This is a genomic window from Paenibacillus sp. JJ1683, from assembly GCF_053006485.1.
Window position 1 is genome coordinate 2,538,794 of record NZ_CM129820.1, and the last position, 15,717, is coordinate 2,554,510.

The 15,717-nt window shown below is 51.5% G+C and carries 1 protein-coding gene (running past one end of the window); it reads left to right on the forward strand.

The genetic code is table 11. The features are described 5' to 3' along the window. A protein-coding gene (locus ACUC6J_RS11225) for a non-ribosomal peptide synthase/polyketide synthase (RefSeq protein ID WP_447250205.1) crosses the window boundary here: on the forward strand, positions 1-15,717 show its 5' portion. It continues 26,664 nt past the right edge of the window; 15,717 of the gene's 42,381 nt are visible here — the first part of the coding sequence; it begins with the start codon at positions 1-3; its stop codon lies beyond the right edge, outside the window.

The window sequence follows — 15,717 nt, forward strand, 5'->3', positions numbered from 1 at the left end:
ATGACACAGCAAGATGTTCAATTGTTTTCCTTAAGCCAGCCACAGCAACGTATTTGGTATACGGAGCTTTTGTATCCTCATCGGAACACTTCAACCATTATCGGTACTGTAAAAATCAGAGGAACTGTTCGTATAGATGCATTGCAGCAAGCAATGAACCGAGTGATTGCCCAAAACGATTCTTTCCGTATCAAAATCACTGCTCAGGATGGAATCCCATATCAATATGTAGAGCCGTTTACAGCGGAAAATATTGAAACGCTTCAAGTAACCCCGGAAGAAGCGAATGAATGGTTAAAGCGCCATAATCCACAACCGTTCTCATTGTTGGATTCGCAGCTGTACCGATTTGTTATTTTACAGCTAGGGGCAGAAGAAACCTGGTTCAATTTTAAAATGCATCATATTATTTCGGACGGCGTGTCCATGAATCAGGCCATTAATGAAATCACTGGACATTATATGGATATTGTGCATGGTACAGGTCAGGATGCACCGACCAAAGGCAATCCTTATCTAGAGTTTATTCAGGTAGAGCAAAGCTATGAGCAATCTGATCGCTATCAAAAGGACAAGACGTATTGGACGGAAAAGTTTGCTGATTTGCCAGAGACCACAGGCTTAAAATCATATAACCCGCTGACACTGAGCACAGCTGCACGCCGGGAGAGTTTTATAATGAAGCATGAATTGTATCGTGGTGTTACGGCTTTTTGCGAGGAACATAAAATCAGTATTTTCACGTTCTTCCTGGCGGCTCTGTATATTTATTTGCATAAAGTGACGGGTGAGCAGGACTTAACCGTAGGGACTCTCTATGCCAACCGTACGTCTAAGAAAGAAAAGGATACCATCGGCATGTTCGTCAGCACCGTGGCTACTCGTCTGTTGGTCGAACCGGAATCCGAACTGCTGGCCTTCTTGCAGGGTGTAGGGAAGGAGCAGGCGTCCATTTTGCGGCATCAGCGTTACCCGTACAACAAAATTATTCAAGATTTACGCGAACAGCAAAGCAGTCTGGACATCCAGCGTCTATTTGGGGCATCTATTCAGTACCGTACCTTGAGTTTCTCCCGTTTTGATGAAGCGATTCAGCAGGTGGATAACGATTTCTGCGGAGATACAGTGAATGACTTCGATATTCACATGGTTGAAATGCTGGATGACGATAGACTCGTATTATACCTGGATTATCGTATCGAGCTGTTTAGTGAGCAGGAAATTGCTCGAATTATTCAACAATTTTTGAGTGTGGCGGAGCATATGGTACAGGGTCCACACAAGCGGATACAGGAATTGTCGCTGATCAGTGAGGAAGAACGTGCGGAAATCGTCGACGTATTCAATGCTACAGCAGTGGAATACCCATACGAAGCAGGCATTCATGAGCTGTTTGAGGAACAGGCGGCACGTACACCGAATCAGACAGCAGTTGTGTCTGGGAACGCTCATTTAACTTATGGCGAATTGAATGTAAAAGCCAATCGACTGGCTCATACGCTGCGCGGACACGGTGTTACTACTGAGCGAACTGTAGGTATCGTTGCTGAGCGTTCTGCAGATATGATCGTCGGTATGCTGGCGATTCTCAAAGCGGGCGGCGCGTATGTGCCGATTGACCCTGATTATCCGGCTGAACGTGTGCGCTACCTATTGGAAGATTCGGGAGCGGAGTTGCTGCTGGTGCAGCATGCGAAACAGCAACCGGAGGATTACACCGGAATTGTGCTGGATCTGAGCGATGCCGCTGTGTACGGGGCAGAGAATAGTCAAGATGCAAATAATATGCATGGGGAACAAAACGAAGCTAGTCATGCAGATTTTACCTATTATTCAAATCTGAAAAATGACCTTTTAAAGGAATCTTCTTCGTCTGTCGTAGACAGTACTACTGGAGCACATCCATTTGGTAATCGACTTGCCTATCTTATGTACACTTCGGGTACGACCGGACAGCCTAAAGGGGTTATGGTAGAACACCGCAATGTTGTGCGCTTGGTGAAAAATACAAACTATGCGCAACTGGGTGCTGACACGCGCATTTTGCAAACCGGCGCCGTTGTCTTTGACGCGTCCACCTTCGAAATTTGGGGTGCGTTGCTGAATGGAGGACAGCTTGTACTGGTAAGTCAGGATGTTATTTTGGACGCTCCGAAGCTCAAGGAAGCTGTCCGCAGCCATGGTATTACAACAATGTGGCTGACTGCGCCACTCTTTAACCAGCTATCCCAGCAGGATCTGGAGTTGTTTGAGGGGGTACAAGAACTGTTGGTCGGCGGTGATGTGCTGTCCGTACCGCACATTAACCGGGTGCTTGAGGCTCATCCGTCCCTACGGATTATCAATGGCTATGGCCCGACGGAAAATACAACTTTTTCTACAACTCATGCGATTGCTGGCGTGCAATCGGAAGCAGTGCCGATCGGGCGTCCGATCTACAACTCCACAGCGTATGTCGTAGACCGTTCCATGCAACTTCAGCCTGTGGGGGCATGGGGTGAACTGATCGTCGGCGGCGACGGGGTGGCACGTGGCTACCGGAATCGTCCTGATTTAACAGCCGAAAAGTTCATAGACAGTCCGTTCCGCAGTGGAGAGCGTTGCTACCGTACAGGCGATTTGGTTCGCTGGAATGAGGACGGGACGTTGGAATACAAAGGACGGATCGACGCGCAAGTGAAAATCCGTGGCTACCGGATTGAATTGGGCGAGGTGGAAGCGCAGCTGTTGAAGCTGGAGGCGGTGCAAGAAGCCGTCGTCATTGCACGTGAGGATGAGCAGGGACAAAAACAGCTTTGCGCATATGTGGTCACCCTTGCGGATATTACGGCAAGTGAGCTACGAAGCGCCTTGAGCCAGGAATTGCCAGGTTACATGGTGCCGTCGTATTTTGTACAGATGGAGCAATTGCCGTTGACACCGAATGGCAAGGTGGATCGGCGGGCGTTGCCACAGCCGGAGGGAAGCGTGGATTCCGGCGAGGATTATGTAGCCGCCCGTAATGAGGTAGAGCGGATATTGGTATCGGTATGGCAATCTGTACTGGGTATCGAACAGATTGGTGTACTGGATAACTTCTTCCATTTGGGAGGCGACTCGATTAAGGCCATCCAGGTGTCTTCGAGATTGCTGCAAAATGGTTACAAGCTGGAAATGAGAGAACTGTTCCAGTATCCAACGATTGCTGAGCTGAACGGACGGGTGCAGCGGGTGACCCGCGTGTCCGATCAAGGAGAAGTCAGAGGAAACGTGGCCTTGACACCGATTCAGCACTGGTTTATTGAACAGCAGCCATCTAATCCTGAGCACTATAACCAGGCTCTGATGCTGCACCGTGAGGATCGTTTGGACGAAACGGCGCTTCATCAAACATTGCAACGCATTATCGAGCATCATGATGCTTTGCGCATCGTATTCCGCCAAAATGCAGAGGGTGGTTATGAAGCATGGAACCGTGGCGTGCAAGAAGGAGAGCTGTATAGCCTCGAAGTGGTGGATTATACCCAGGAGTCTGACTTTGCCCATTTGCTGGAGAGCAAAGCTAGCGAAATTCAAAGTAGCATCCATCTACATGAAGGACCGCTGGTAAAGCTGGGTCTGTTCCGTTGCATCGATGGAGACCATTTGTTGGTGGCGATCCACCATTTGGTGGTCGACGGCGTGTCTTGGCGTATTTTGCTGGAGGATTTGGCATCCGGCTATGAGCAGGCTGTACGGGGAGAGTCTGTCCGCTTGCCGAATAAGACGGATTCCTTCCGTCTGTGGGCGGATCAGCTGTCAACCTATGCGACTAGCGTAGCATTAGAGAAGGAGCGTGCGTATTGGGAGCAGGTGGAGCGAGCTGGTGCTGCACAAGAGGCATTGCCTAAGGATTACACTCGTAAGTCTCAGGCCAAACCACAGCTTCGCGATGATCGGACACTGACCGTAGCGTGGACGGTCGAAGAAACGGAACAATTTTTGAAACAAGCCCATCGGGCCTACAATACAGAAGCAAACGACCTGCTGCTGACAGCTTTGGGTACAGCCGTTCAGGAGTGGGCAGGCCTCCGTCAGGTGCTTGTGAATCTGGAGGGGCATGGACGGGAAGCCATTTTGCCGGATATGGATATTACGCGCACCGTCGGTTGGTTTACCAGCCAATTCCCGGTAGTCTTGGATATGGGCGAGGACCGGAATGTGGGACAGCGTGTCAAGAACGTCAAGGAAGGGCTACGCCGTTTGCCGCATAAAGGCATTGGGTACGGAATTTTGAGATATCTTGCTGACAGGGCAGAAGAAGCCACTTTTGTGGCCGAGCCGGAAATCAGCTTTAACTATCTCGGCCAATTCGATCAGGATTTGAAGCAGAATGCATTCCGCATGTCTCCTTATTCCGTCGGAGCTTCCATGAGTGACACGTTGACCAAGCGGTACGCTCTGGATATCAACGGCATGATCACGGACGGTGCCCTGGAACTGACGATCAGCTACAGCAACAAAATGTTTATGAAAAAATCGATTAAAAAACTGGCTGATCTGCTGCAGGAGAGCTTGCGTGAGGTGTTGGCTCACTGTGTGGCCAAAGAGTTGCCGGAGCTGACCCCAAGCGACTTGTCCTTCCAAGGACTGACGGCTGTAGAGCTGGATCATATTGTAGAGCAGACGGCTGCTGCGGGAGAACTGGAAAACATTTATTCGTTAACCCCTATGCAAAAAGGCATCCTGTTCCACGGCTTCATGGAGCCGCAATCCGGGGCGTACTTTGAGCAGGCGACATTTGATCTGCAAGGCAGCTTCCAAGTGGAGGCTTTTGCTGAAAGCCTCAATCAGCTGGTGGATCGCCATCAAATATTCAGAACAAATTTTTATAGTGGCTGGAATGAGCAGCCTTTACAGGTAGTGTACCGCCATAAAGCGGCTGGATTCCGGTTTGAAGATGTGCGTTCGATGGAACCAGGAGAGCAGGCCGCATACCTTGCTGATTTTGCGGAACGTGACAAAGCGGCAGGCTTTCATTTCAGCTCCGGCGAGCTGATGCGGGTGTCTATTTTACGTACAGGTGAGGAGTCGTACCGTTTTGTATGGAGCTTCCACCATATTTTGATGGACGGCTGGTGCTTGTTCCTGGTTGTCGGGGAAGCGTTTCATACGTACTTTGCCATCCTTGAAGACCGCAAGCCGGAGCTTGCCCCGGTAACGCCATACAGTGAATATATTGAATGGCTGGATCGACAGGACAACGCGGAGGCAGAACGGTTCTGGAGCGATTATTTTGCGGGCTTTGAGCAGCAGACCGTATTGCCGCAGGTCAAACAGCTGGACGGTCACGCTAAAGCATATGAAGCGGACAAGCTTTCATTTACACTGGGCCGTGAAGTGACGGAGCGGATGAACAAGCTGGTTAAGCAGAAGCAAGTGACAGTCAATACATTCCTGCAAGCAGCGTGGGGCGTTGTGTTACAGCGGTATAACAACAGTCGGGATGTGGTATTTGGCAGTGTTGTCTCCGGCAGATCAGCAGATATTCCGGGCATCGATAAAATGATTGGGTTGTTCATTAACACCGTTCCTGTACGGATTCACAGTGAGAAAGAGATGACATTTGCTGGGCTGATGAAGCAGATTCAGGAGCAGGCACTGGCTTCCCGTGCCTATGAAACCTATCCGTTGTATGAAATTCAGGCCCTGACCGAGCAGAAGCAGGACCTGGTGAACCATATTATCGTGTTTGAAAACTACCCCGTGGAACAGCGCATGGAGCAGATGGGTAGCCGCGGGAACAATGGCTTTACGATTGCCAATGCTTCCATGTCAGAGCAAACAAACTATGATTTCAACATCACCGTGGTGCCGGGCGATGAAATCCATGTCCATTTGGAGTACAACGCGCAGGTGTTAGAACGTACAGCTGTAGAGCAAATCCGTGAGCATTTGCTGCATATGATTGAAGAAGCGATTCACCGACCAGATGCACTGGTGGATGAGCTTGAGCTGGTGACTGCTGCGGAAAAAGCGAACATCATCGATGGTTTTGGATCAGTAGGCGTAGCTGCATGGAGTGATGAAAAGGAATCGGAATTGTTGTTCCACGCCTATGTGGAAGAACAAGCACAACTTGTGCCGGATCACGTGGCCGTTGTATACGAGGAGGAGCAGCTTACGTACCGTGAGCTGAACGAGCGTGCGAACCAACTGGCCCGTAGATTGCGAAATGAAGGCATTGGACGCGAATCGATTGTCGGCATCTTGAGCGAGCGTTCGGTAGACATGCTGGTCGGCGTACTAGCGGTATGGAAGGCTGGAGGCGCCTATGTACCGCTGGATGCGGATTATCCGTCCGAGCGCATTCGTTTCATGCTGGAGGACAGCGGTGCGACGGTGCTGCTCACGCAAATCGGCTTGCAGGAGCGCGCACAGGGTTGGCTGGAGGAAAGCCAATGGGCTATGGGCGAAGGAAAGAGCGAGGGTGTGCTGGAGACGGCGGTTAGCGCTGAAACGATGGAAAGAGACCGTCTGAATGAAGGCGTAAGCTTGAAAGCAGATTCGAAGTCTGACAGCGAAGCAGCATCTGAACCGGTAACTGGGCTGCGTCTGCGTACTGTATTGGCACTGGACGATGAGTCGCTGTACACCGGGGATACCACGGATATTGAACGTATCAACGAGCCGCAAGACTTGGCGTATGTGATCTATACGTCCGGTACAACGGGGCGTCCAAAAGGCGTCATGATCGAGCATCGCAGCTTGGTGAACACGGCTGCCGCGTATCGCCGGGATTACCGTCTGAACCAGTTCCCAGTCCGATTGCTGCAACTGGCCAGCTTCTCCTTCGACGTGTTCGTCGGCGATATTGCACGGACGCTCTATAACGGCGGCACGATGGTCATCTGTCCGAAAGAGGATCGCATTGATCCAAGCCGTCTATATGGCTGGATTCGTGATTATCAAATCACCGTGTTCGAATCGACTCCGGCTCTGATCGTACCGTTTATGCAGCATGTGCATGAACACGGGCTGGACATGAGCAGTCTGGAGCTGCTGATCACCAGCTCAGACAGCTGCAGCGTGACGGACTACCGAGTGCTGCAAGAACGGTTTGGCGCAGATATCCGTATCATCAACAGCTATGGCGTCACGGAAGCGGCGATTGACTCCAGCTTCTACGATGAAGAGCTGTCGAAACTGCCAAGCAGCGGGAATGTGCCGATTGGTCAGGCATGGCTGAACGCACGCTTCTACATCGTGGACAGCCAGCTGAATCCGGTGCCGATCGGCGTACTGGGCGAGCTATGCATCGGCGGCATCGGGGTCGCACGGGGATACCTGAACCGTGCGGACCTGACGGCCGAGAAATTCATAGCGAATCCATATGTACCGGGTGAACGACTGTATCGCACCGGCGATTTGGCGCGGTGGATGGCGGACGGTAATGTAGACTTTATCGGCCGGATGGACTATCAGGTCAAAATCCGGGGCTACCGGATTGAACTAGGCGAGGTTGAAACGGCGATCCAGCGGGTACCGGGTGTGCGTCAAGCTGTAGTCATCGACCGGACGGATGAGCGTGGACACAAGTATTTGTGCGGATACATCACGGGAGAAGCCGAGCTGCGGATCGAGGAAGTACAAGCAGAGCTGGAAGCCGGACTGCCAGCGCACATGGTGCCTGCACGCCTGATGCGACTGGAGACGATCCCGCTGACCAGCAACGGCAAAATCGACCGCAAGGCTTTGCCGGAACCGGAAGGCAGCATTCATACCGGAGCAGCCTATGTGGAACCGCGTACTACGGTGGAGCAAGTACTGGCTGCGGTATGGGCCGCAGTGCTTGGCGTGGAGGCCGTAGGCACGCAGGATAACTTCTTCGAGCTGGGCGGCGATTCGATCAAAGCCTTGCAAGTATCCTCCCGCTTGCTACAAGCAGGTTATCGACTGAACATGAAGGATCTCTTCAGCTACCCGACGGTAGCGGCACTCAGTCCGTTGCTTCGTACCGATGGCAAGATGGCCAGTCAGGAAGAGGCAGTAGGCCAGGTGGAACTAACACCTATTCAGCGCTGGTTCTTCGAGCAGCAGCCGGCTGATCTGCACCACAGCAACCAGGCGATGATGCTGTACCGAGCTGGGGGCTTTGACGTCGATGCATTGCGCCGTACGATGGACCGTATGGTCCAGCATCATGACGCACTGCGCACGGTATTCCGTAAGACGGAGCAGGGCTATGTCGCTTGGAACCGCAGTGTAGAGGAAGGCGAGCTATACACGCTGGATATTGTAGATTTCAGCGGAGTGGAAGACGAATCTGCCGCTGTTGAAGCTAAGGCGAGTGAAATTCAAGCCAGCATTCATTTGAGCGCGGGTCCACTGGTGAAGCTCGGTCTGTTTCATTGTGCTGAGGGCGACCATGTATTAATCGTCATTCATCATTTGGTGGTGGACGGTGTATCGTGGCGTATTTTGCTGGAGGATTTGGCATCTGGTTATGAGCAGGCAGTTGCAGGTCAAACCGGCACAGCTATTCGGCTGCCGCATAAAACAGATTCGTTCCAGGTATGGGCCAAACAACTGTCAGCCTATGCCAACAGTGCGACGATGGAGCGGGAGCTGGCCTACTGGCAGCATATCGAACAAGCCGAAGCAAGCCTCGCGAAGCCTTTGCCGAAGGATTTTGCGAATGACAAGGCACGGCTCGGAGACAGTGAGGTGGTGACGGTTCGCTGGACGAAGCAGGAGACGGAGCAGCTGCTCAAACAAGCTCATCGCGCATACAACACGGAAATGAATGACCTGTTGCTAGCCGCGCTCGGAAAAGCGGTGTATGACTGGTCGGGTTCCGAGCGGATATTGGTCAACCTGGAGGGTCATGGACGGGAAGCCATTGTACCGGATGTGGATATTACGCGCACGGTTGGCTGGTTTACGAGCCAGTTCCCGGTTGTCCTGGATGGAAGTCTGGGAGAAGGGGGACATACTGCTCACCTGATCAAGCGGACCAAGGAAGGGCTGCGTCATATTCCGCAAAAAGGCATCGGCTATGGCATTTTACGCTACCTGTCGAATCTAAATGTGCTAGAGAAAGCAGGCGTACAGTTACAGGCTCAGCCTGAGATCAGTTTTAACTATTTGGGCCAATTCGATCAGGATTATAAAGGCAACGATCTACAGCCTTCATCCTATTCCATCGGTGTGCCTGTCAGCACGAACGCGACTATGGATTTTGCGCTGGATATCAACGGATTAATCGAAGATGGCGAGTTGGTGTTCACGATCCGCTACGGCACAACACAGTTCCGTCATGAAACGATGGAGCGGCTGGGAGAGCTGCTGGCATCTGGCTTGCGTGAGGTGATTAGCCATTGTGTTGCCCGAGAAAGAACGGTGCTGACCCCAAGTGATGTGCTGTTAAAACAGGTAACGCTAGACGAACTGGAGCAATTGGTGGAAGATACGCGAGATCTGGGCGAGCTGGAAAATGTATATGCTTTGACACCGATGCAAAAGGGTATGCTCTTTTTCAGCCTGATGGATGAGAATTCGGCGGCTTATTTTGAGCAGGCATCCTTTGAGCTGAATGGGCGCTTCGATGTGGTTACTTTCGGTAAGAGCTTGGATCTGCTCGTACAGCGTCATGAGGCCCTGCGGACGAACTTTATCAACTCATGGAAGGATGAGCCTGTGCAGGTCGTTTTCCGCCATCGCAGCGGACAATTATACTATGAAGACCTGCGCGGACTAGAAAAAGAGGAACGAGAAGCTCGGGTGGAAGCTTTTGTTATCGAGGATAAAGCAAAAGGTTTCCATCTCGCAGAGGATGCACTCCTTCGTATCTCCATCCTGCAAACCGGGGATGAAACGTACCACTTTGTTTGGAGCTTCCATCACATTTTGATGGATGGCTGGTGCTTGTCCTTTATGACCCAGGAAGTATTCGGTAGCTATCTGGCACTGCGTGCGGGTGATGAGCCCGTGCTGGAGCCAGTCACGCCGTTCAGTCGTTTTATCGAATGGCTGGAACGTCAGGACCGTGAGGCAGCCCTGCAATACTGGCGTGGGTATCTGGCGGACTACGAGCAGCAAATTACGCTTCCACAGCAAAAAGCACAGCCGAAATCGATGCAAGACGGGGAATATATCGCTGAAGATCTGGATTGCGAATTCCAGCCAGAGCTGGTTGCCCAGATCGAACGGGTGGCGAAGCAAAATCAGGTGACGATCAACACGCTGATTCAGACCGTATGGGGCGTTCTGTTGCAGAAGTATAACAACAGTACGGATGTCGTGTTCGGCAGTGTTGTATCCGGCCGTCCAGGGGATATTCCAGGTGTGGAGCACATGATCGGGCTATTTATCAATACAATTCCAGTGCGTGTGCAGTCTGAACCAGGCGAAAGCTTTGTTGAGCTGATGAAACGAACACAGCGGCAAGCGCTGGCTTCCAATGCTTACGATGCGTTCCCTCTGTATGAAATCCAGGCACTGACCGAGCAGAAGCAGGATTTAATCAACCATATTATGATATTTGAAAATTACCCGGTGGAGCAGCAGGTAGAGCAACTGGGCAGTGATGGACAGGATCCCTTCACAATTTCAAACGTGGTGTCTACAGAGGAAACCAACTACGATCTGAACGTTGTCGTGATGCCAGGTGAAGGCATCAAGATTCGTTTTATGTATAACACGCTCAGCTTTGATCAAGCAGGTATTGAACGTCTGTATGGACATTTTGCGCGTCTCTTGGAGCAAATTTCGCTCAACCCGCATGTTCGAGTGGAAGAGCTGGAACTACTCACAGCAGCGGAAAAACAGCAAATTACAGCGGCCTTTAATGATACCACTTGTGCATTTCCGTCTCATCAGACGATCCATCAGCTGTTCGAGGAGCAGGTGGAGTGTACGCCGGATCAGGTGGCATTGGTGTTTGAACATCAGCGTCTGACGTATCGAGAGCTGAATGAACGGGCGAATTCGCTGGCACGAGTGCTTCAAGCACAGGGAGTAGGACCTGACAAACTGGTCGGTCTGATGGTGCATCGCTCCGTGGAAATGATCGTGGGTCTGCTGGCCGTGCTAAAAGCAGGTGGTGCTTATGTGCCGATCGATCCCGAATTTCCGTCCTCTCGTATTCAATACATGCTGGAAGATAGCGAGGCCGCAGTGCTTCTGACCCGTCGTGATTTGGCAGAAGAGCACCATTGCCACGCCAATGCCCTATTTCTTGAGGATGCAGCATTGTATCAGGGAGAAAGCAGTAACCTTGAGGCAATTGTACGTCCAGAACATTTGGCTTACGTTATCTATACCTCTGGTTCGACCGGAAATCCGAAAGGAGTTATGCTCCAGCATCGCTCCGTCCTCAACTTTATCACAGGGATGCGCGAAGTCATTGACTTTGAAACGAGTAAAACGATGTTGTCACTGACGACCATTTCATTCGATATTTTCGTCTTGGAGACCATCCTGCCACTGCTAGGTGGAATGACGGTGGTGCTTGGCGACCACCAGCATCAGGTGAATCCTCAGGCGCTGGGTGAATTGATTGCTCATCATCATATTGAAATGCTGCAAATGACGCCGTCCCGGTTGCAAATGCTGCTGGGTCATGAAGCAGGCTCCCGAGCGTTGCAAGGTGTGAAGGCTATTATGGTCGGGGGCGAAGCCCTGCCGTCCAAGCTGCTCGCAGCACTGCAAGAAATAAACGGTCCCCGGATTTATAACATGTATGGACCTACAGAAACGACGGTTTGGTCGACCGTACAGGAACTGACCCATGCTCAACAAATTAACATCGGACGCCCTATCGCGAATACCCAAATATATATCCTGAATGCGAATGGGGAATTGCAGCCCGTCGGTGTGCCGGGTGAGTTATGTATTGGAGGGGAAGGACTGGCCCGCGGGTACTGGAAACGTGAAGAACTGACGACCGAGAAATTTGTAAATCATCCGTTCGCTGGTGGCAAGGCAGGCCATGAGCGAATGTATCGTACAGGCGATTTGGCGAGATGGATGCCGGACGGTAACATTGAATATTTGGGGCGGATGGATCACCAGATTAAAATCCGGGGCTACCGGATCGAACTGGGCGAGATCGAATCGCAGCTACTGCAGGTGGAGTCCGTACAAGAAGCAGTCATCATGGCCCGTACGGACGAAACGGGTCAAACCCAGCTCGTGGCGTACTACGTTGCAAGTCAAGAGCTTGGAAGTAGTGAGCTGAGACAGGAGCTGGGACAAAAGCTGCCAAGCTATATGGTGCCGTCGTATTTCATCTGGTTGGAGCAGATGCCGCTGACACCGAACGGCAAAATCGACCGCAAGTCCCTGCCAGCACCGGAAGGCAGTCTGCACAGCGGTGCAGAGTATGCAGCGCCACGTACGGTAGCAGAACGAGCACTCGTAGCGATCTGGCAGTCCATTCTGGGCGTATCAACTGTTGGGATTTTGGACAATTTCTTTGACCTGGGCGGCGATTCGATCAAGGCGATTCAAATCGTATCGCGTGCGTTCCAGGCAGGCTACAAGCTGGACATGAAAGATTTGTTCCGCTACCCAACCGTCGCAACACTGGCACCGCATATGCACGAGGTAAGTCGTAGGGTAGATCAGGGAGAAGTGAGCGGGGAAACAACTTTGTCTCCGATCCAGCATTGGTTCTTTGCCCAGAAGCAAGTAGACGCACATCACTTTAATCAGGCGGTGATGCTGCACCGGGAGCAGGGTTTTGATGAGTCCGCTTTGCGTCAGGCACTTGGCAAACTCATAGCGCACCATGATGCTCTGCGGATGGTGTTCAGCAAGACCGAGCAAGGCTATGAAGCCTGGAACCGCGGAGTACAGGAGGGTGAGCTGTATCACCTGGATGTGGTGGACTTTACGAACTTGACGGATGAAGCCACGCTCAGCGCAGCCATGGAGACGAAAGCCAGTGAAATTCAAAGCAGTATCCAACTGCAAGAAGGGCCGCTGTTGAAGGCTGGTTTGTTCCACTGTGCAGATGGGGATCATCTCCTGATGGCGATTCACCATTTGGTCGTGGACGGGGTATCATGGCGTATTTTATTCGAGGATTTGGCCGTAGCCTATGAACAGGCCATTCATGCAGAGGTACTTCAGTTACCAGACAAAACGGATTCATTCCGCTTCTGGTCGCAAGAACTTTTCAAGTATGCGCATAGCGCAGCCATGGACAGCGAATACGCCTACTGGGAGCAATGGAACGCAACCGCTTTGGCTGACCAAGTACGTTTGCCTGAGGATCAAGCGGAGGCCGAACCGTTTATCCTAGCTGACACGGATACCGTGGTCTTCCAGCTTACGGAAGAAGAGACAGAAAAACTATTGAAGCAAGCACACCGCGCGTACAACACGGAAGTGAACGATTTGCTGCTGACTGCACTAGGCATGACGCTATACACGTGGACGGGGCATGAACGCAGCCTGATTCATTTAGAGGGACACGGACGGGAGAACATTTTGCCGGATACAGACATTTCTCGTACGGTAGGCTGGTTTACGAGTCCATATCCGGTGTGGCTGGATATCGGTCGTGGTCACGCTTTGTCGGAACGCATCAAACGGGTCAAAGAGAGTCTGCGCCGTATCCCGAATAAAGGAATGGGCTACGGAATCTGGAGATATTTGAGTGAATCCGGTCAAGCCATTGGTCAGCAAGCAGATGCGCTGAACCTTGGTCAACATCAAGCTTTTGCCGAGCCACAAGTAAGCTTTAACTACCTCGGACAGTTGGATCAAGACTTGCCAAACAGCGATATCCGCATGTCTCCTTATTCGATGGGATCGGTCGTGAGTGGCCGGACGAAGTTGAAATATGCGCTCGATGTGAGTGGAATCGTAACCAATGGCATCCTGGAACTCGACATTCGGTATAATGGCAAAGCCTTCCGTAAGGACACAGTCGAAATGCTAGCCAATCTGCTGAAAGCCAATCTGCTTGAAGTGATCGAGCATTGTGTGACACGGGAGCGGACCGAACTGACTCCAAGTGATGTGCTGTTCAAAGGTCTGACCCTGGAGCAATTCGATACGATTAAGGAACAGACCAAGACGGTTGGGGAATTGGAAAATGTGTACCCACTGACCCCCATGCAAAAGGGGATGCTGTTCCACAGTTTGATGAATGCAGAAACAGGCGTGTATTTTGAGCAGGCAACCTTTGATCTTGAGGGCCACTTTGCACCGTCCATATTCGAGGATAGCTTGAAGCTGCTGGTTAGTCGCCATGCGATATTACGGACGAATTTCTACAGCGGCTGGCATGGTCAACCCTTGCAAATCGTCTATCGTCATAAAGATTCGAGCTTCCGTTATGAGGATGTCAGAGGGCGTGAACAGGCTGTAGCTGAATTTGTGTCTCAGGATAAAGCCAGAGGCTTTGATTTAGGCAAGGATGCGCTCATGCGCGTAGCTGTCTTCCGCACGGGTGATCACTCGTACCGTTTTGTATGGAGCTTCCATCATATCGTAATGGACGGCTGGTGCCTGTCCCTGATGACGGACGAAGTGTTTGGTGCATATGCTGCCTTGCTGGAGAACAAGCAGCCAGAGCTCGCACCTGTCAAGCCGTATAGTGACTATATCGAATGGTTGGAACACCAAGATGCACAGGAAGCGACCCGTTATTGGAGTGACTACTTGGCAGGTTTTGAGCAGCAAACCTTGTTGCCTAGTGAGAACTCGCAGGCTTCTGAAGCAGAGTGGGACAAAGATTCAGACAGAAGCGGTCAAAGTTCGAATCCCGGCTATGTTTTGGAAAAGCTACCATTTGTGTTGGGTAAAGAGCGAAGTGCCGCATTAAACCAAATGGCCAAACAACAGCATGTCACGATTAACACATTGCTGCAAAGCGTTTGGGGCGTTATTTTACAGAAATACAATAATCATCAGGATGTTGTGTTTGGTAGTGTGGTATCCGGTCGTCCGGCAGAAATTCCAGGTGTGGAGAGCATGATTGGTTTGTTTATCAACACGATTCCGGTACGCATATGCAGTGCAACGGATGCTACATTTGCTGACGTATTGCAGCGTACACAGGAACAGGCTTTGGCCTCCAGTGTCTATGACACGTTCCCGCTCTACGACATTCAGGCACGGACTGAACAAAAACAAGACCTGATCAATCACATCATGGTCTTTGAAAACTATCCCATCGGACAGCAGATGAAGCAGATGGGCGGTTCCGGCGAAGCGGACGCACACACAGGCTTCTCCATTGCTAATGTGGAACTTACAGAGCAAACCAACTACAATTTTAACCTGATTGTCGTGCCTGATGAAGATATCTCTATTCTGCTTGAGTACAATGCGCTGGTGTATAACCGGTCTGCAATGGAGCGTATCTATGGTCATATCAACCACGTCATCGGGCAAATCGTAGACAATCCGTATATCCGTGTGAATGAGCTGGCATTGGTGACAGCGGAAGAGCAGGCACAGATCGTTCAGGTGTGGGGAGATACAGCGGCAGCTTATCCGCAGGACCAAACGCTAAGTGCACTGTTCGAGCAGCAGGCAGCGAATACACCGGAGCAAGTGGCGGTGTTGTGCGGAGCGGATTCGTTGACCTACGCGGAGCTGAACGAACGAGCCAACCGTTTAGCGCGGACGTTGCGTGCGCAAGGGGTTCAGCCGGATCAGCCTGTGGGCATTCTGGTCCACCGTTCATTAGACATGATCGTAGGCATCTACGCGATCCTGAAGGCCGGCGGAGCCTATGTG